We start from the raw sequence: 18,686 nt of genomic DNA, 5'->3' as shown, positions 1-18,686 counted from the left end.
TCGGGACGGCGTCAGGCGGGTCCATGCTTCACGGCAAAGGCCTGCTCGACCTTCGCCAGATCTTCGCGGAACTTCGCGTGCGTCGTCCGGATGAGCCGGTTGAAGACGCCGTCCAGCTCGGCGTCGAGCAGCTTCAGCGCGGCGGCGGTGATGCCGCCCGGTACGGACACCCGCCGGATCACTTCGCCGGCGGTGAGTCCCTCGCCTGCCAGCAGCCGCCCCGTGCCGAGCAGCATGCCGACGGCCAGCCGTTCCGCCTCTTCCCGGCGGATCCCCGTCTCTTCGACCGCGGCGTCGACGAAGCGCTCCAGCACAAACGCCATGAAGGCGGGGCCGCAGCTCGACAGATCGGATGCGACGCGCGTATGCTTTTCTTCGATGCGGACCGGCTGGCTGATGTGTGATAGCAGCCCTTCCAGCATCGCCATTTGCCCGGGCTCGACGCGGCTGCCGTAGATGACGAGCGTCACGCCGCCGAGCGCCAGATTCGTGATACTCGGAATCACCTTGGCGACCCGGCAGGGGAGCCATTCTTCCAGATGGGCCAGAAGCACTGGACTGGTGATCGAGACGATCAGCTGTTCCGGCTGCACGCTGGCCCTTATTTCGTCGATGACAGGCTTGAAATCGAGCGGTTTGACGCACAGGAAGACGATGTCGCGTCCGGCGGCGGCTTCCGCGTTCGAGCGGACGGCGGTGAGCCCCGGATGGCGTGCGGCGAGCCGCTCCGCCTTGGCGTACGTCCGGTTCGCCACCGTGATCGCCTCCGGCGGCAGCGCGCCGGAGCGAATGAACGCTTCCACGAGCATGCCGCCCATGCTGCCCGTTCCGATAAATCCGACATTCAACGCTTACCCCTCCCGTCCGTGATCGGCAAAACGGATGGCGTCGTCTTCGGCCGAAAATCCTGCTCTTATCACCATATGCCCGCCCGATTGTCCGACATGACACGGGCGGTCCGGAGGAGGTGGACAGGATCATGCATGCGTTGACGCAACCCCGCATGCTCGCCGCCGCGGGTTTGCTGCTGCTCGCCGCCGGCCTCCTGTGGGGCGCGTTCAGGGACGAGAAACCGGAGCGGCTGCCGCCGGACTGGCGGCCCGTGAATGACCGGCTGGCCGCATCCGTCGGAGAACATGAAGGATCGAACGCAGGTTCAACCGGTGCGGCGCCCTCATCGGCGGGCGGAGGAACCGGCGGCGGGTCGGCATCCGGCGGCGGTTCGGATGCGGGCTCGGATGCCGCCGGTCCGGATACCGGTTCCGCCGCGGGTGACGCGGCCGGGGTGACGTCCGGCACGGAGGGCGGTTCCGGCGCCGCCCCGAATGCCGGATCGGATGCCGCGGCCGGCCCCGTTCCGGATGATGCGGCCGGCCACGGCCCGGCGTCCGGCGGTGCCGCCGGCACGGCTTCGGGCCATGCTGCCGGAGCTTCTCCCGATGCCGCATCCGGTTCCGCGCCCGGCGCCGGGGGGTTCGACATCAACCGCGCGACCGAAGCGGAATGGGATGAGCTGCCCGGCATCGGCCCCGCCAAGGCGCGCGCGATCGTCGAGGACCGGGAGCGGAACGGTCCGTTCCGCAGCGTCGACGATCTTCTGCGGGTGAAGGGGATCGGGCCGAAGCTGCTGGAGCGGATCAAGGATGCGATCGCGGCCCGGAATGCTTCGGGCGGCTGATGCGGACGCGCACGGTGCGGAAGCGCCGGGAGCACGGCGACGAGTTCACCCCGGCAGCTTTGGTGCCCTCGTGCATCCAGATCGGGCGGCAATCGGCGAACCGGCTTTGCTTGGTGCCGGTCGGCGCCAAGCGTTCTCCGCACGGATCGGTTGCCGTGAACCCGCGGATATGCGACAATGGGTGTCAAACAATGGATGCCGGGCGTCAAACCGGAGGCGAAAGGAACGGTGCATGGGATGTCGCAAACCGCAATCGTGCGCAAGGATTGGGATACCTACTTCATGGATATCGCCTACATGGTGTCGACGCGGTCGCGCTGCCTGAGGCGCAGGGTGGGCGCCGTGCTCGTGCAGGGCAAGAAGCTGCTCGGCACCGCGTACAACGGCGCGCCGATGGGCGTGCCGGACTGCTCCGAGGCGGGCTGCATGATCGCCGAACAGTACGAGCTCGAAATCGTGGACGGCGTGGAGCGGGTCGTCAAAAAAGAGCGATGCATCCGCACGATCCACGCGGAGCAGAACCTGCTCCTGTTCACCGACCGGATCGACCGCGAAGGATCGACGGTCTACGTCACCGACCAGCCGTGCTGGACGTGCGCCAACATGCTGGCGAACAGCGGCGTCACCGAAATCGTCTACCATCGTCCCTATCCGAAGGACGCGGACAAGGTGAACTGGCTGATGAGCCGGAAGGGCATCATCTTCCGGCAGCTGGCGTCCTACGAGCCGCCGGCGGAGGCCGCGGGCGGCATTGACGACAACTGAACCGAACGATCGATCGGAAGGAAGCACCTCCGTGCGTCACCATACGCGCGGAGGTTTTTTTGTGAATGCGAAGGGGGTGCAAGCCTTGTTCCGTAGGCCGCTTTGCGCGTTCGCGGCGTGCTGGATCGCGGGCGGTGCGTCGGCCGCGACGTTCGGCCGCACGGGCGTGCTGCTGGCCGGGCTCGCGCTTGCGGCCGCGCTGGCTGCCGTCGCGCTCGCGGGCAGAATCGGCCCGCGGACGGCCGCAGCCTGCGTACTCGCGTACGCGCTCGCCGCGGGCCACCGCGCTTGGACCGACGCGCGCAATGGGACGGAGCTTTCCGATCTGGCCGCCGCGGCCGAAGCGGGCGGGCCGCCGGCCGCGGTCGAAGCGGTGCTGACCATCGACACCGTGCCCCGGATCGACGGCGACCGCGTGATGTTCCGCGCGAAGCTCGAGTCGGTCGCATACGGCGGCGGAGCGCCGCGACGGCTGAGCTCCGAGCGGGTGCAGGTGCGAATCAGGCTCGCGAAGGAGGAGGAGCTCGGCATCGCCGCGGGCTGGCGGCGGGGCGACAGGGCCGCCGTCTCCGGCGTGCTCGAGCGGCCGGGGAAAGCCGTCAATTTCGGAGGGTTCGATTACCGCGCCTATCTGTACCGGCACCGGATCCACTGGCTGCTGGAGGCTGAATCGGCGGACAGCGTCAAGCCTCTCGGACGGGGCGGCGGCGCGGGGCTGGCCGCGCTGCGCGCGATGGACCGGCTGCGCGGCCTGTTGACCGGCCGGATGGCGGACTTGTTCCCCGGGCACCAGGCCGGCTACATGAACGGCCTGGTGCTCGGCGAACGCGAGCGGCTCGATCCGGAACTCTACGATGAATTCGCGGAGCTCGGGCTCACCCACATCCTTGCGATTTCCGGCCTGCATGTCGGCGTTTTTCTGCTCGGCGTCGGCTCCCTGCTCCGGCTGTTCCGGCTGCCGCGCGAGACGACGCTCGAGCTGACGGCGGCCGCCGTCCCGTTTTACGTGCTGCTGACCGGCGCGTCGCCCTCCGTCGTCCGGGCCGGCCTGATGGCGGTGATCGGGCTGATTGCCGCTCGGCTGAACCGGCTGAAGGACGGGATGAACCTGCTGGCCGCCGCCGCGCTGGCGATGCTGATCTATGATCCGTACTATCTGTCCGACATCGCGTTCCAGCTCTCGTTCGCCGTGACGGCCGGCCTGATCGCGCTCGTGCCGCCCGTCAGGCGTGCGCTGCCGTCGCCGAAGCGCGGGAGGCCGATCATCGATCTGCTCGTCGTCACCGTCGTCGCGCAGGCCGTGTCGTTTCCGCTGACCATTCATTATTTCAACCGGTTCCATCTGCTCTCGCTGCCCGCGAACGCGATTCTCGTGCCGTTCATCAGCTTCGTCGTCCTGCCCCTCGGCACGGCGGCGCTGCTCGCATCGTTCGTCTGGCCGGATGCGGGGCGGCTGCTCGCGCGCGTGACGGAGGCGGCGAACGACGCGACGTTCGGTCTGGTGAAAAAACTCGCCGCGCAGCCGGAACTGGCGACGATCTGGCCGACGCCGCCGCTGTGGTGGATGCTGGCCTGGTACGGCGCGCTGCTGGCATTGGCGCACCGGCTGCCCGACCGCTCGGCGGATCGGGGGCGGCCGCGGGACGGCGAGCCGGTGACGGAGACGCTTCCGCTTGCCGGCATGGCGTCGGGCGGCGGGCGTACCGGTCCGGTTCCGGCCGATCCGGCGGGCGGAGCGCAAATCGGGCGGTCCGGTTTCCGTCATGCCGGGCTGTCGGGCAGCCTGTACGATGGACGAACCGGCGCGCATCCCGCGGGCCGGCTGCGCAGCCATCTGCCCGCCGTCCTGCCGGCGGCTCTGGCCGCGCTGCTGCTCGTTTACGCCTGGGACCCCGGCCGGTTCGACCGGACGGCGACCGTCTCGTTTCTGGACGTCGGGCAGGGCGACGCGGCGCTCATCCGCACGCCGGCGGGCCGTCACATCCTCGTTGACGGCGGCGGCACGATCCGCTTCGAGAAGCCGGGCGACGAATGGCGCCGGCGGCTCGATCCGTTCGATGTCGGCGAGGACGTGGTCGTGCCGCTGCTCATGAAGCGCGGCGTCCGCAAGCTCGATCTCGTCGTCGCCACCCATCTCGACTCCGACCATATCGGCGGGCTTGCCGCGGTGCTGAAAAAGATTCCGGCGGAGGCGCTGCTCTGGAACGGCACGCTGTCCGGACGGGAGGACGGGGAAGCGCTGCTCCGGCTCGCGGACGAGCGGGGCGTCCGGCTGATCGCCGCGCACGCCGGGCTCGGGACCTACCGGCCGGACGCCGGCACGGCGATTCAGGTGCTCTGGCCCGCCGCGGAATCCGTCGCCGCGGACGGCCGTCTGCCGGTGCTGAAGGATCAGAACGGACGAAGCATCGTCCTGCGGGTCGAACTGGCCGGCCGCACCTTCCTTTTTACGGGAGACATCGGCTTTGCCGAGGAACGGGCGATCCTGTCGCGCGCGGAAGCGCCGGATTCTCCCGTGGACGTCATGAAAATCCCGCACCACGGGAGCCGGCGTTCCGCGTCCGAAGCATGGCTCGCGTTCTGGCGGCCGAAGGAAGCGGTCATTTCCGCGGGCCGGAACAACGCGTACGGCCATCCGCACCCCGACACGCTCGGCAGAATCGAAGAGGCGGGCGCGCGGATCCGGAGGACGGACGAATATGGCGAGACGCAGTACCGGATCGCGGGAGGCCGTCTCGCGGTCCGCACGGCGCTCGGCCCGAACCGTCCGGAATGACAAATGACACCGGTATACGCTCTTGAGGATTTCTGCTATGCTTGAGGAAGATGCAAGGCTATGTGGAAGAAGCAAGGCTTTGAGGAAGACGCAAGGCTGACCGGTCGCGGATGGGCGCCGGATGAATGGAGTCGGACGATCTTCCGAAAATCGATCCGGATCGCGCACGAACTGCAACATTTCGGCGGTGCGGTCCGTTTGAGAGGGTGCAAGAGAGGGGGATCCTCGTGGTAGAGCCGTCGCTGATCCGTGCCGCCCGGGAGGGCGACCGCGAAGCTCTGATCACGCTTTTGCGAAAAATCGAGACGCATGTCTACCGTACGGCCTATTATCTTGTCGGCAACGAACAGGATGCGATGGACGCTGCGCAGGAGGCCTTGATCCGCATTTATACGAAAATCGGTTCCTATGAAGAGAAAGCGCAATTCAAAACGTGGGTGCAGCGCATCGTGACGAACATCTGCATCGACAAGTTCCGCCGGAACAAGCCGACCGTCTCCATCGAGGAGCACGAGATGGTGTTCGAGGGCAGGGAATCGGTCGAGGGGGAGGTCATGGCGGCCTGCGCCGCGAAGGATATCCGCGAGGCGATCGACCGGCTGCCCGATCATCACCGGGCGGTCGTCGTGCTCAGGTATCTGCAGGACTTTTCTTACAATGAAATTGCCGATTCGCTGGATTTGCCGCTCAACACGGTGAAATCCTATCTGTTCCGGGCAAGGCAGCAGCTTCAGGTTCTGCTCCGAGACTATCAGAAAGGCGGTGTCCGGGGATGAACTGCCAAGAGGTGATGGAATATATGCAGCGCGAGCTCGACGGCGATCTCGGCGACATCGAGTCCGCGAAACTGCGCGAGCACATCCGGCGCTGCGCGGATTGCGCGGAGATGTACGAGCGCCTGCAACGGCTGTCGGCCGAGCTCGAGAACCTGCCGAAGGTGACGCCGCCGTTCAGCCTCGTGGATGCCATTCTTCCGAAACTGGAGGAGATTGACCGGGCCGCGGCGGGCGGGGGAACCGGAGCGGACGGCCAGCCCGCGGGCGCGGAGGGCATCGGGGAGAAGACCGGAAGCGCGCCGGCGGCACCGCGGCGCCGGATCAGCCGCTTCAATCTGCGCGTGCTCGGCGGGGTCGTCGCGGCCGGCATCGTCGCGGGCGTCTTCCTCGTGACGTATGACCGCGACCGTCTGGAAGAGGATATGATCGGCAACCGTGCCCTCGAATTGGCTTCGTCCGGATCGGCGTCGTCGGATGCGTCCGGATCATCCGAACCCGCAATCATGTTCGGAACCGTCAGCGAGTCGTTCGACGCGATGAACGTGGCGGACCAATACGGTATGGAAACGTCCGCGGATGCGGCAAATGCCGGCGATTCGTCGCCTACCGGGCAGGAGGCGAGCCCGACTTCGGGAGTCGGCTACAAGTTCGTTCCCGACCGCGGAGAGGCCGGAGGGACGGATTCGGGAACGGGATCCGGTGCGGATGCCGGAACGGATGTGTACGCAAGTCCGGGCGCCGACGCCGCGCCGGGCTCCGGCACCGAAAACGCGGAGCTCCTGGAGGCCCCGGTTGCACAGCGCGGCGAGTCCGGAGACGGGGCGGAGATGCCGGCGGTCGGCGTGATACAGGATATCGTCGATCTCCGGAAGGAGCTGGCCGCAAGTTCCGTCGAATCGGTATCGCCCGACGGATCGTACGTCGCCGTGTTCGCCGATTCCCGCGTCATCATCTACGACCGGAACGGCAACACGCGGTTCGAGGGAGAAGAGCGGGAAGGCGCGATCGCCGCTTACGGATGGACGGAAGACGGGGGGTTCTTCCGGTACGAGATCCGGCGCGGCGACGGCACGGGCGAGACGTACCGGATCGATCCCGCGGCGGGAACGGAGACGAGGGAGCCGTAAGCCACCTTCGATTCCGCTCATTCCGCAAAACGGCATTCACATTTCCGACGCCGGACGCGTATGATGCGTTGAGCCGCCTGATCGGTCGCACCATCTGCGGGGGGAGCCATGGATCCTCCCGCTGGTGTTGACATAGATCAAGGGCGGAGGGAGCGGGGACGACGGGTGAATCCCGTCGCGGTGAGACCCGCAGCGGTGACACCCGTGATGGTGAACCCGTTGTTTCACCCCCCTCCGCCCGCGGCTTCAAGGCGGGAAACGGAGGTCCCATGAATCCGACTGCAGCGGCGAAAGAGATGAGCGCCGGGATATTCCGTCCGGTCTACGCGGTGTTCGGCCGCGACCGGTACCGGATGCGGGAGTTCGTCGCCTTCGCGGCGGACAAGCTGCTCGGCGAAGAGGAAAAGGAACTCGGCCTGTTCCGGTTCGACACGTCGGAGACGCCGGTCGAAGCCGCGATCGAGGAAGCGGAAGCGATGCCGTTCTTCGTCAGCCGCAAACTGGTGGTCGTGCGCGACGAGACGGTGCTGGCGTCGGGCGGCGGCAAGGAAGGCCGGCTGCAGCACAACGTCGACCGGCTGGTCGCATATCTGCGCAAGCCGTGCGAGACGAGCGTGCTGCTGTTCGTCGTGCACAGCGACAAGCTGGACGAACGGCGGAAGGCGGTCAGGCTGCTGAAGGAAATGGACGCGGTCATCGAGTTCGCCGAGCTCGAGGGCCGGGATCTCGTTCGCTGGGTCATGCGGCGCGTTACCCAGCAGGGGCGCTCGATCGGCGAGGAGACGGCGGAAGCGCTGATCCGCCGCGCGGGCACCAACCTGCAGACGCTCGCCGCGGAGACGGACAAGCTGTGCCTGTATGCGGGACCCGGGGGCACGATCCTGCGCGAGCATGTCGAGGCGCTGACCGAGCCCGTGCTCGAGGAGGACGTCTTCGCGCTGGTCGACGCGCTGATGGAGGGCGATGCCGTGCGGGCCGTTTCGCTGTACCGGCAGCTGCTCGAACGGAAGGAAGAGCCGATCCGGATCGCGGCGCTGATCGCGAGCCAGCTCCGCATCATGCTGCAGGTGAAGGAGCTGGCGGCGCGTTCCTGGCCGGTCCGGCAGATCGCGGCGGAACTCGGCCTGCACCCGTACCGCGTCCGTCTGGCGGCGGAGAAGGCCCGCTTCTGGTCCGAGGCGCATCTGGCCGGGCGGTTGCGCGAAATCGCCGAACTCGATTACAGGATGAAGACGGGGCAGGTGGACAAGGCGATCGGACTCGAACTTTATCTGCTCGAGTCCGGGGCGATGGGGCGTCCGGCCGGGACGCGCATTTGACCTGAAATGACCCGGGATGACCGGCAGGAACCGAAACCGCCGTTCTCCCTTGCGGAGAACGGCGGTTCGCGCTTTGCGAATCGGAAACGGACGAACATCGTGATCATCGCCCGCCGGTTTCCACGATCGGGCATGCCGACCGGATTGGCGTCCTGCGCGAAGAACCGATCCGGGAAAGCGGCATGCACGCGTCGCTGATCGGGAAAAACGGCCTCTGCGCGAGGCTGCGCGCAAGCGGTGCGGCCCCGCAGACGCTTTGACCCCCGGAGCGGGCGGCCGTGAAGCTCTCCTTGCCGAACGCGCCGGTGTCCGGATCCCGGCATCATGCCCGTTCCGGCGGCAACGACAGGACGGCCGGCGCCATCCGTGCGGATGACGCCGGCCGTTCCCCTTATCGCCGGCCGATCAGGCCTGCTGCGCGAGCAGCGCGTTCAGCTTGTGGGCCAGGCGGGATTTTTTGCGAGCGGCCTTGTTCTTGTGAATGAGGCCCTTCGTGACGGCCTTGTCCAGCTTCTTCTGGGCGAAGGCGACGGCGGCCCTGGCCTTCTCGACGTCCGCGGCCAAGATGGCGTTCTCGGCAGCCTTGATGGCCGTGCGGAGCGCGGATTTCTGGGATTGGTTTCTCGCGCGGCGCTTCTCGCTCGTCTTCACGCGCTTGATGGCGGATTTGATGTTCGGCACTCGGTTCACCTCCCGGTCAACAAGGCATTCCTCATCTTGAGTCAACTTGAGACATTCTATCATGCGGCCCTTGAATTTGCAAGAGCGGGAAAGGGGCGGGAAAACCGGCGGATCGCTGCATAAACCCCCGTCCGGCACGCGCACAATAAGGCCGATCCGAAGAGACGGAGGAATGCGCTGCCATGCACGACATCGAATTGCGCCAATACGACGTCCGTACCGACCTTGCGCTGGAAGCGAAAGAGATGGCCCAGTCGGGCGGGGACGCCCCGATCAACGGCATCACGACGGAGACGGTCCGCGAGGACGGCATCACGATCACGCGGATGAGCGTCGACAACGAGGAAGGGGCGCGGGCGATCGGCAAAATGATCGGCCGCTACGTCACGATCGAGGTGCCGGGGCTCCGGAACAGGGACACGGAACTGCAGGACCGCGTCGCCGGGGTGTTCGCGCGCGAGTTCGAGGCGTTCCTCGACCGGATCGGCATCCACCGCGGCGCGAAGACGCTCGTCGTCGGGCTCGGCAACTGGAACGTGACCGCCGACGCCCTCGGGCCGCTCGTCGTCGAGAACACGCTCGTCACCCGCCATCTGTTCGAGCTGATGCCCGACCAGGTGGCGCCCGGCTACCGGCCCGTCAGCGCGGTCGCGCCGGGCGTGCTCGGCATCACCGGCATCGAGTCGAGCGATATCGTGTACGGCATCGCCTCGCAGATCAAACCCGATCTCATCATCGCGATCGACGCGCTCGCATCCAAATCCGTCGAGCGGGTCAACACGACGATCCAGATTGCCGATACGGGCATCCATCCCGGATCCGGCATCGGCAACAAGCGCAAGGGCCTCACGCGCGACATCCTCGGCGTTCCGGTCATTGCGATCGGCGTGCCGACCGTCGTCTACGCGTCGACGATCGTAAACAACTGCATCGAGCTCATGGCGGAGCATTTCCGCCGGCAGACGGACAACGCGGCGCCGATCCTCGGCATGCTCCACTCGATTTCGGCGGAGGACCGGCTCCAACTCGTGAAGGAAGTGCTCCAGCCGATGGGGCACGACCTGCTCGTCACGCCGAAGGAGGTCGATTCCTTCATCGAGGACATCGCGAACATCATCGCGAGCGGACTGAACGCCGCGCTGCACGACGCCGTCACGATGGAAAACACCGGCGCTTACACCCGCTGAAGCGCCGGTTTTTCTGTGCCCGCCGCAGCGCCTCGTCTTCGAATCTAGCTTTTTTGCACGAATCTTTCGTTCTATCAACGGCCTTCCGCTCATAGACTGATGGCAGAATCCGGCAACAGCCGCAGTCTGTGGGAGGAATCGTCGATGAAAAAGATCACCGCCTTCGGACATCCGTCGCGAACCATCGAAGCGTTGTGCGCGCTGCTCGCGGGATGGCGCGCCTTCACGCTGCTGTCCGCCTTCACGTTCGCAGCCTTCGTCGCGGCCGGCCTGACCGCCGCGGCGCTCCGGGCGCAGGCGCCGGACTGGCCGGTCGGAGGAGCGGCGGCCGCGCTTCCGGACGGCGTGATCGCGCAGGCGGCCCGCATGGAGCTTCCGTCGTTCGGGACGAACCGCGGGGGAGGCATCGACGGAAGACGGACGGCGGCGTTCCTGTTCCGCTTCGCGACGGGCATCAACCCGCACCAGCCGCGCAGCCTGCTTGCGAGCGAGCTACCCGGGCTCGAAACCGGCCGCGCCGTGCTCCTCAGGCCGGGCAGCGTCGGGGATCACGTCACCGGTCCCGAGGACCGGCCGCCGCTTCCGGCGGTCGGCACGGGCGCGTCCGATCGGGACGGGTCGATCGATGCGCCGCGGGGTCCGGGCAGACCGGGCGGTGCCGGACCGGCTGGAGGCGAAGGCGGGTCCGATCCGGCAGCCGGCGGCGGAACGGCCGGACCGGATGCCGGAAACGGCGGTCCCGGGGACGGCGCGGATCCCGGAACGGAGGGAGACAAGCCCGGAGCGGGCGGGGAGAACGGGGACGAACCGGAGACGCCCGGGCGGGTCAAGCGCAAGGTCGTGCTGATCTACCATTCCCACAATCGCGAATCGTGGCTGCCCGAACTCGGGGAGGGCGCGAAGAACCCGGAGTCGGACGAGATCAACATCACGCTGGTCGGCAAGCGGCTCGCCGAGCGGCTGGAAGAGGCCGGCATCGGCGCGGTCCATGCCGCCGTCGACTACGCGACGGCGGTTGAGGACTATCGCTGGGAATTATCTTATAAATATTCGAAGGAGACGGTCCTCGAGGCGATGGCCGCGCACGAAAGCCTGACCTATCTGTTCGACATCCACCGCGATTCGCAGCCGCGCGGCTACACGACGGTGACGATCGACGGCAAGGATTACGCCCAGGTCTATTTCGTGATCGGCAAAAAAAATCCCGACTGGCAGCGGAACGAGGCGTTCGCGGCGGAGCTCCACAGGCTGCTGGAGAAGCGTTATCCCGGCATTTCGCGCGGCATCTGGGGCAAGGACGCCGCGAAGGGCAACGGGGAGTACAATCAGTCGTTGTCGCCGAACAGCGTGCTCATCGAAATCGGCGGCATCGAGAATACGCTTGAAGAATGCTACCGGACGGCCGACGCGCTCGCGGAAGTGATCGCCGAGCTGTACCGGTCGGCGGTCGAGACGGGCGCGGTGCCCGAATGACGGGGGTGCGGGGAATGAGAAGGCCTTGGCAGTACGCGCTGCTCGGGGCGGCGGTCACGGTTTTCATCCTGTACGGAATCGAGATGGCGTCGGACGGCATCGAGGATGTGTACGGCCCGCCGAAACCCGGTGCGAACCGGGCCGTGGATGCGGGAGGGGCGGGCGGATACGGCCATACGATCGATCCGTACGGCATTCGCGGCGGGGATCCGTACGGCGATTGGTCCGACGGGGCGTACGGCCGCGCGTCCGGGCCGGACGGGGTATCCGGGCCGGGGACCGCGTACGGTCCGGACGGCGAAACCGGGCCGGGAGCCGCGTACGATTCGGGCGGCACGGCGGGACGGGACCGGTACGGCGCGGCGCCGGGAGAGCCCGGTTACGGCGGATACGGCTACGGGGACGCCGGAGACCGCGGCGGCGGAACGGGCAGGCTGGCGGACGGTGCGGCCGGCCTGCTGCAATCCGCGGCGAAGGGCGGGATCCGCTTCATCGTGTCGCTGTTCGAATCGGTGACGGACTGACGCCGCGCATCCGCGAATTGATGCCCCCAACCCGCTGCTGATATAATAGAAGCTCGAACGGCATTCACGCACTGGTTGGAGGAACTGCATGACGGACGCTCTGTCGAGGCAGCGGAACATCCGCAATTTCTGCATCATCGCGCATATCGACCACGGCAAGTCGACGCTGGCCGACCGCATTCTCGAATATACCGGCGCATTGTCGCCCCGGGAAATGCAGGATCAGGTGCTGGACAACATGGAGCTTGAGCGGGAGCGGGGCATCACGATCAAGCTGCAGGCCGTGCGCCTCCATTACCGGGCCGACGACGGCCAGGATTACGTGCTCAACCTGATCGACACGCCGGGCCACGTCGACTTCACCTATGAAGTGTCGCGCAGCCTGGCCGCCTGCGAGGGCGCGCTGCTCGTCGTCGACGCGTCGCAGGGCATCGAGGCGCAGACGCTCGCGAACGTGTATCTGGCGCTCGAGAACAACCTCGAGATTTTGCCGGTCATCAACAAGATCGACCTGCCGAGCGCCGATCCGGACCGGGTCAAGCGGGAAATCGAGGACGTGATCGGCCTCGATGCGAGCGAAGCGGTGCTCGCGTCCGCGAAGGCGGGCATCGGCATCAAGGAGATTCTGGAACAGATCGTCACGAAAATCCCGGCGCCGAAGGGCGATCCGGACAGCCCGCTGAAGGCGCTCATCTTCGATTCCCACTACGACGCGTACAAAGGCGTCATCGTCTATGTGCGGGTCGTGGACGGCAGCATCCGGGCCGGCAAGCGGATCCGCTTCATGGCGACGGGCGCGGAGTTCGAAGTGGACGAAGTCGGCGTGTTCCGGCCGCGGATGACGCCGGTCGACGAACTGTCCGTCGGCGACGTCGGCTACATCGTGGCCGGCATCAAGAACGTCAAGGACACGCGCGTCGGCGACACGGTCACGGACGCGAAGCACCCGGCGGCCGAGCCGCTCCCGGGCTACCGGCGCGTCAACCCGATGGTGTTCTGCGGGCTCTATCCGATCGACACGCAGGATTACAACGATCTGCGCGAGGCGCTCGAGAAGCTGGAGCTGAACGACGCGTCGCTGCGGTACGAACCGGAGACGTCGACCGCGCTCGGGTTCGGGTTCCGGTGCGGTTTTCTCGGCCTGCTGCACATGGAGATCATCCAGGAACGGATCGAACGGGAATTCAAGATTCCGATCATCACGACGGCGCCGAGCGTCGTCTACCGGGTGAAGCTGACGAACGGCGAGACGCTGGAGATCGACAACCCTTCGAAATACCCGGATTCGGGGCGGATCGAGTACGTCGAGGAGCCGTACGTGAAAGCTTCGATCATCGTGCCGAACGACTACGTCGGCCCGATCATGGAACTGTGCCAGAGCCGGCGCGGCGAGTTCGTCAACATGGAATACATCGACACGTCCCGCGTGAACCTGACGTACGAGCTTCCGCTGTCCGAAATCGTCTACGATTTTTACGACCAGCTCAAATCGAGCACGCGCGGCTACGCTTCGATGGATTACGAGCTGTCCGGGTACAAGAAGTCGAACCTCGTGAAGATGGACATCCTGCTGAACAACGAAGTGGTGGACGCGCTGTCGGTCATCGTGCACCGCGACCGCGCCTACCAGCGGGGCAAGGCCGTCTGCGAGAAGCTGAAGGAGCTCATTCCGCGGCAGATGTTCGAAGTGCCGATTCAGGCCGCGATCGGCTCGCGGGTCATCGCCCGGGAGACGGTCAAGGCGCTTCGCAAGAACGTGCTGGCGAAGTGTTACGGCGGGGACGTCACGCGGAAGCGGAAGCTGCTCGAAAAGCAGAAGGAAGGCAAAAAGCGGCTGAAGCAGGTCGGAAGCGTGGAAGTGCCGCAGGAAGCGTTCATGGCGGTGCTGCGCATCGACCAGTAGCGCCGCCGTCCGGCCGCCGGGGCCATCCCGGCGGCTCCATTGTTCCTGAAGACGGATGCCCGGTGCGTAGATGTCGGGCGGGCGGATGCGGTGCGGCGTCCGTTCCGTGGCTCCGGAACGGGTACGACGCCGGTCCGTCGATACGCCGCCGGCGGCGCACGTTGGTCCGGCGGGTTTCTTGTTCCGCATCGCGAAAGGGGTGAACGGACCAGATGCTGATGCATCCTCCGAGGGCGCTCTACATCCATATCCCGTTCTGCGCGCAGCGGTGCCATTATTGCGATTTCAACACCTACGCGCTGGCGGGGCAGCCGGTCGACGCGTATCTGGAGGCGCTCGAGCGGGAGATGGAGCGCACGGTCGAAGCGCTGCCTCCGGAGAAAATCGACACCGTGTTCGTCGGCGGCGGGACGCCGACGGTGCTGACGCCCGCGCAGATGGCGCGCCTGCTCGGGGCCGTGCGGCGGTGGTTCCCGGTGGCGCCGGACGCCGAGATCACGGTCGAGGCCAATCCGGGCACCGTCGGACCGGAGCTGCTCGCCTTGATGCGGGAGGGCGGCGTGAACCGGATCAGCTTCGGCGTGCAGGCGTTCGACGATGCGCTGTTGCGGCGCCTCGGCCGCATGCACGACACGGCGGACGCCTATCGCAGCGTCGCGCTCGCGCGGGAAGCCGGATTCGCGAACATTTCGATCGACCTCATGTTCGGCCTTCCGGGTCAGACGATGGACATGCTGGCGGACAGCGTGCGCCGGGCGGTCGAGCTCGATTTGCCGCACTATTCGCTGTACGCGCTGAAGATCGAAGAGAATACGCTGTTCCACACGCTCCATGAGCGGGGAGAGCTGCCGCTGTCCGGCGAGGAAGAGGAGCTGCACATGTATCTGCACATCATGGAGCGGCTTGAAGCGGCGGGCCGGCGGCAGTACGAGATCAGCAACTTCGCGCTGCCGGGATACGAAAGCCGGCACAACATGACCTACTGGCGCAACGAGCCGTATTACGGCATCGGCGCCGGCGCCCACGGATACGCGCGCGGCGTGCGCCATGTCAACATCCGGGGCGTGACGCCTTATATCGAGGCGGCCCGGGAGCGGCTGCCGCGGCTTACCGAGGAGCCGGTATCCGAGGAAGAGGCGATGGAGGACTTCATGATGGTCGGGCTAAGGATGCGGGACGGCGTCCGCGACGACGACTTCGCGGCGCAATTCGGCGGCCGGTCGATCGACGACGTGTTCGGCGGCGTCATCGCCCGGCTCCGGGATGCCGGCCTGCTCGAGCGACGGCCCGACGGCGCCGGCTGGCGGCTTACCGACCGCGCGATCCCGGTCGGCAACGAGGTGTTCGGCGCATTCGTCGGGGCGCTGAGCGAATAGGGGCCGGTTGCAGGCGGGGAAGGCGGAAAGATTCGGGCACGCGAAGTTGGCCGTTAACGGTCCCCGGGACCGTTATGCCGTCCGGCCGGTGCGCGGAGTGAGGGGTTAACGGTTCGCGGGACCGTAAGCGGGGCCGGACGGAGGGTGCCGGGCACGCGAAGTTGGCCGTCAACGGTCCCCGGGACCGTTATGCCGCCCGGCCGGTGTGCGGAGTGAGGGGTTAACGGTCCGCGGGACCGTCAACACCGGCCGCGGCATGCCGGGCATGCATGGCAACGGTCTGCGGGAGGCCGTCTTCAACCGCGCGCGTCAGTCCGCTACCGCCCGTGCCGTTCGGTCCACCCGATCCGATTGCCTTCATGCCCGCCTGAAAATCGGAATTCAACCAGATTCGCCATGCGCCCGTCCGTCCGGCCGCCCGCCGCGTTCCCCCTGTCCTGCGCGCACCCTGCGCACGTCATCCGGCGTCACGGCCTTCAAGCACTGTTCCGCGGCAGCCATTCGCGCGCATCGTCCCGCCGATACGACCCATGCATACCGCCGCCACACGTCCGCCTCCGCGAATTCGGGATTGCAACAGATTGCATCTTGTTGTATATTTATTCATATTCTTTTTTACGCATCGGCCCTTGATCGGCCGGAAGCGGGAGGCGCGCATGTGAGATGATGGTGAAAGAAGCGGTGTGCAGACGGGCGACCCTCGACGACGTGGAGGAGCTGCACCGCCTGATCGCAAGCTATGCGGAGAAGGGGATCATGCTGCCGCGCTCGCGGGAAGCGCTCGCCCGCCACATCGATTCCTTCGTCGTGGCCGAGATCGACGGCGAGATTGTGGGCTGCGGATCGCTGTTCCGGCTCGGCAACGATCTGGTGGAGATCCGCTCGCTCGGCATGAAGGAAGGATACAAGGGCTGCGGCATCGGCACGAAGCTGGTGGACATGCTCGTGGAGGAGGCGCGCAGGCAGGGGGTTCCGCGGGTGATGGCGCTCACGTACGCGGTCGACTTTTTCCGGAAAAACGGCTTCGAAGTGGTGGACAAGGCGATCTTCCCGGAGAAGGTATGGACCGATTGCGTGAATTGTCCGAAACGCCATGCGTGCGACGAGATCGCGGTGCTCAAGGTACTGAACTGACTTGACAATCGTCAAGCCGGTTTGGTATTTTTGTATTGTTGGTTAGCACTCTCGGTCGTCGAGTGCTAACAACGGTCTGAAGGCAAGCATCGTCCGGTCGGGAGGGTTCGGGAGATGTTGACCGAAAGACAGCGACTGATATTGAGCGCCATCGTGGATGACTACATTCGGTCCGCCGAACCGGTGGGATCGCGCAGCATCTCGAAGAAGAGCGGCGTCGGTTACAGTCCCGCCACGATCCGGAACGAGATGGCAGACCTGGAGGAACTCGGGTATCTGGAGCAGCCGCACACGTCTGCCGGACGGATTCCGTCGGCGAAGGGATATCGTTACTACGTCGATCACCTCCTCCGGCTCGGTGAAGTGGACGAGGAGGACCTGCGGACGGTCCGCGAGTTTTTCTCCCGGAAAATGACCCGCATGGAGCAGATTATCCAGCATGCCGCGACGATTCTGGCGAACCTGACGAACTATACGAGCATCGTGCTCGGTCCCGAGGTGTTCAGCAATTCGCTGAAGGCCTTCCAACTCGTGCCGCTGAACGAGCAGATGGCCGTCGCGATCATCGTGACGAACACCGGCCATGTCGAGAACCGGACGATCTCGATCCCGCCGGGGTTCGACATGAACGAGTTCGAGAAGATCGTGGCGATCCTGAACGCGAAGCTCGTCGGCGTGCCGCTGCACAAGCTGCAGACGAAGCTCTACACCGAAGTGAGCGAGGAGCTGAACCGCTACGTCAACCATTGCGAAATGATCATCGACGCCCTGGCGCAGGCGCTCGAGCAGCGGACCGAACACCGTGCGTTCACGAGCGGCACTTCGAACATGCTGTCGCAGCCGGAGTTCCGGGATGTGAACAAGGTGAAGTCGATCCTCGAATGGCTCGACGAGACGCCGGCCCTGGTGCGCTCGTTCAGCCCGAAGCAGGAAGGCATCCAGGTCCGGATCGGCAGCGAGAACGCGGACGAGGCGCTGCAGAACTGCAGCCTGATCACGGCCACCTACGTCGTGGACGGCACGACGGTCGGCACGATCGGACTGCTCGGACCGATGCGCATGGATTACGCGAAGGCGATCACGTTGATGGACATCCTCTCCAAAAATTTGTCTGTCATGCTCGCGAGATGTTACAATTGAGCACGATGGTTTGACCGCGGCTGAGCGCGATGGTTCGACCGCGGCGTCAGGGAGGTGGATCCGCAGCAATGACGCAAGCAAAGGATGCGGCAGATCAACGCTTGGACCAGGGGGCCGCTGCCGGCGGCGGCGCGGCAAATGCGGATAACGAACGCGACAGGCCGGCGGCGGAAGCGCCGGCCGATACGCTCAATGCGGCATCTGACACGCCCGGAAGCGGCGGAGAACCGGAAGGCGAAGCCGCGTCCGGAGAACCGGGTGCGGGTGCCGCATCCGCCGAATCGGGCGAACCGGAACCGCAGGAAGGGGCCGGAGAATCCGGGGCGGGCGCGGACCACGCGGAGCCCGCGGACGAGCGGGACGCGCGCATCGCCGAACTCGAGAGCCGGCTCGAGGAATACCGGAACCGGCTGCTCCGGTCGCAGGCCGATTTCGACAACTTCCGCCGCCGCACGCAGCGCGAGAAGGAAGAGCTCGTGCAATTTGCCTCCGCCGGGCTGATCACCCGGCTTCTGCCCGTGCTGGACAACTTCGAGCGCGCGATCGCCGCGGCGAAGGCCTCGGGCGATTTCGAAGCGCTGGCGAAGGGCGTGGACATGATTTACCGCCAGTTGTTCCAGGTGCTCGAGCAGGAAGGGCTGAAGCCGATGGAGACGGTCGGACAGCCGTTCAATCCCGAATTCCACGAGGCGGTCATGCGCGTCGAATCCGACGAGCACGAGGAAGGGACCGTCGTGGAGGAGCTTCAGCGCGGCTACATTCTCAAGGATCGCGTGATCCGTCCGGCCATGGTGAAGGTCAGCGGCTGAATCGGCTGTGATTCTGGG

At 66.2% G+C, this 18,686-nt stretch carries 16 protein-coding genes; 14 read left to right on the top strand and 2 right to left on the bottom strand.

The features are described 5' to 3' along the window. Positions 1 to 11 precede the first annotated feature (11 nt). Positions 12 to 848: a late competence protein ComER gene (gene comER / locus A9Z00_RS05715; RefSeq protein WP_296975201.1), complete on the bottom strand. Its 837-nt coding sequence runs from the start codon at positions 846 to 848 to the stop codon at positions 12 to 14. A gap of 131 nt (positions 849 to 979) precedes the next feature. On the opposite strand from comER, the gene A9Z00_RS05710 reads away from it, so the two are divergent. The 6 genes from A9Z00_RS05710 (at position 980) to holA (ending at position 8,441) form a co-directional block, all read left to right on the top strand. Further along, positions 980 to 1,678 carry a ComEA family DNA-binding protein gene (locus A9Z00_RS05710; protein ID WP_296975200.1) on the top strand — a complete coding sequence of 233 codons (699 nt, stop codon included), beginning with the start codon at positions 980 to 982 and terminating at the stop codon, positions 1,676 to 1,678. A 237-nt stretch (positions 1,679 to 1,915) separates the two neighbouring features. Then, positions 1,916 to 2,443 carry a deoxycytidylate deaminase gene (locus tag A9Z00_RS05705; RefSeq protein WP_296975199.1) on the top strand — a complete coding sequence of 176 codons (528 nt, stop codon included), beginning with the start codon at positions 1,916 to 1,918 and terminating at the stop codon, positions 2,441 to 2,443. 85 nt (positions 2,444 to 2,528) lie between these two features. Then, positions 2,529 to 5,219, top strand: a complete 2,691-nt coding sequence (locus tag A9Z00_RS05700; RefSeq protein ID WP_296975198.1) for a ComEC/Rec2 family competence protein — start codon at positions 2,529 to 2,531, stop codon at positions 5,217 to 5,219. A gap of 227 nt (positions 5,220 to 5,446) precedes the next feature. After that, a complete protein-coding gene (locus A9Z00_RS05695; RefSeq protein ID WP_296975197.1) occupies positions 5,447 to 5,995 on the top strand; it encodes an RNA polymerase sigma factor in 549 nt (182 codons plus the stop codon). Then, positions 5,992 to 7,122, top strand: coding sequence for an anti-sigma factor family protein (locus tag A9Z00_RS05690; protein ID WP_296975196.1), 1,131 nt, complete (start codon positions 5,992 to 5,994; stop codon positions 7,120 to 7,122). The genes A9Z00_RS05695 and A9Z00_RS05690 overlap by 4 nt, the downstream gene beginning before the upstream one ends. 269 nt (positions 7,123 to 7,391) lie before the next feature. Further along, on the top strand, positions 7,392 to 8,441 hold the full coding sequence (gene holA / locus A9Z00_RS05685; RefSeq protein WP_296975195.1) for a DNA polymerase III subunit delta: 1,050 nt from the start codon (positions 7,392 to 7,394) through the stop codon (positions 8,439 to 8,441). Positions 8,442 to 8,846: 405 nt separating this feature from the next. On the opposite strand, the gene rpsT is transcribed toward holA, so the two are convergent. Continuing rightward, positions 8,847 to 9,122, bottom strand: a complete 276-nt coding sequence (rpsT, locus tag A9Z00_RS05680; protein WP_296975194.1) for a 30S ribosomal protein S20 — start codon at positions 9,120 to 9,122, stop codon at positions 8,847 to 8,849. Positions 9,123 to 9,304: 182 nt separating this feature from the next. On the opposite strand from rpsT, the gene gpr reads away from it, so the two are divergent. The 8 genes from gpr (at position 9,305) to grpE (ending at position 18,668) form a co-directional block, all read left to right on the top strand. Then, positions 9,305 to 10,309: a GPR endopeptidase gene (gpr, locus tag A9Z00_RS05675; RefSeq protein ID WP_296975193.1), complete on the top strand. Its 1,005-nt coding sequence runs from the start codon at positions 9,305 to 9,307 to the stop codon at positions 10,307 to 10,309. A 144-nt stretch (positions 10,310 to 10,453) separates the two neighbouring features. Next, the gene (gene spoIIP, locus A9Z00_RS05670) at positions 10,454 to 11,782 is read left to right on the top strand and encodes a stage II sporulation protein P (RefSeq protein ID WP_296975192.1); all 1,329 of its coding nucleotides are present in this window, start codon (positions 10,454 to 10,456) and stop codon (positions 11,780 to 11,782) included. Between the two features lie 14 nt (positions 11,783 to 11,796). Continuing rightward, the gene (locus A9Z00_RS05665) at positions 11,797 to 12,306 is read left to right on the top strand and encodes a hypothetical protein (protein ID WP_296975191.1); all 510 of its coding nucleotides are present in this window, start codon (positions 11,797 to 11,799) and stop codon (positions 12,304 to 12,306) included. 88 nt (positions 12,307 to 12,394) lie between these two features. Further along, positions 12,395 to 14,209: a translation elongation factor 4 gene (gene lepA / locus A9Z00_RS05660; RefSeq protein WP_296975190.1), complete on the top strand. Its 1,815-nt coding sequence runs from the start codon at positions 12,395 to 12,397 to the stop codon at positions 14,207 to 14,209. Between the two features lie 212 nt (positions 14,210 to 14,421). Beyond that, positions 14,422 to 15,585 carry a radical SAM family heme chaperone HemW gene (gene hemW / locus A9Z00_RS05655; RefSeq protein WP_296975189.1) on the top strand — a complete coding sequence of 388 codons (1,164 nt, stop codon included), beginning with the start codon at positions 14,422 to 14,424 and terminating at the stop codon, positions 15,583 to 15,585. Between the two features lie 663 nt (positions 15,586 to 16,248). Further along, positions 16,249 to 16,719 (top strand): N-acetyltransferase, encoded by a 471-nt coding sequence (locus A9Z00_RS05650; RefSeq protein ID WP_296975188.1) that lies wholly within the window; start codon positions 16,249 to 16,251, stop codon positions 16,717 to 16,719. A gap of 114 nt (positions 16,720 to 16,833) precedes the next feature. Next, positions 16,834 to 17,859, top strand: a complete 1,026-nt coding sequence (gene hrcA / locus A9Z00_RS05645) for a heat-inducible transcriptional repressor HrcA (RefSeq protein WP_296975187.1) — start codon at positions 16,834 to 16,836, stop codon at positions 17,857 to 17,859. Between the two features lie 101 nt (positions 17,860 to 17,960). Next, the gene (grpE, locus tag A9Z00_RS05640; protein ID WP_296975186.1) at positions 17,961 to 18,668 is read left to right on the top strand and encodes a nucleotide exchange factor GrpE; all 708 of its coding nucleotides are present in this window, start codon (positions 17,961 to 17,963) and stop codon (positions 18,666 to 18,668) included. Positions 18,669 to 18,686: the final 18 nt, after the last annotated feature.

The organism is Thermobacillus sp. ZCTH02-B1 (assembly GCF_002159085.1).
Taxonomy (GTDB): Bacteria; Bacillota; Bacilli; order Paenibacillales; family Paenibacillaceae; genus Thermobacillus.
This window is presented reverse-complemented; position numbering and strand designations above follow the sequence as displayed.

Bases quoted from the DNA above. Each gene is read 5' to 3' on its own strand.
- A9Z00_RS05710 (WP_296975200.1), top strand. From the start codon at position 980: ATGCATGCGTTGACGCAACCCCGCATGCTCGCCGCCGCGGGTTTGCTG.
- A9Z00_RS05690 (WP_296975196.1), top strand. From the start codon at position 5,992: ATGAACTGCCAAGAGGTGATGGAATATATGCAGCGCGAGCTCGACGGC.
- A9Z00_RS05665 (WP_296975191.1), top strand. From the start codon at position 11,797: ATGAGAAGGCCTTGGCAGTACGCGCTGCTCGGGGCGGCGGTCACGGTT.
- gpr (WP_296975193.1), top strand. From the start codon at position 9,305: ATGCACGACATCGAATTGCGCCAATACGACGTCCGTACCGACCTTGCG.
- lepA (WP_296975190.1), top strand. From the start codon at position 12,395: ATGACGGACGCTCTGTCGAGGCAGCGGAACATCCGCAATTTCTGCATC.
- A9Z00_RS05650 (WP_296975188.1), top strand. From the start codon at position 16,249: ATGATGGTGAAAGAAGCGGTGTGCAGACGGGCGACCCTCGACGACGTG.
- hrcA (WP_296975187.1), top strand. From the start codon at position 16,834: ATGTTGACCGAAAGACAGCGACTGATATTGAGCGCCATCGTGGATGAC.
- holA (WP_296975195.1), top strand. From the start codon at position 7,392: ATGAATCCGACTGCAGCGGCGAAAGAGATGAGCGCCGGGATATTCCGT.
- A9Z00_RS05705 (WP_296975199.1), top strand. From the start codon at position 1,916: ATGTCGCAAACCGCAATCGTGCGCAAGGATTGGGATACCTACTTCATG.
- spoIIP (WP_296975192.1), top strand. From the start codon at position 10,454: ATGAAAAAGATCACCGCCTTCGGACATCCGTCGCGAACCATCGAAGCG.
- hemW (WP_296975189.1), top strand. From the start codon at position 14,422: ATGCTGATGCATCCTCCGAGGGCGCTCTACATCCATATCCCGTTCTGC.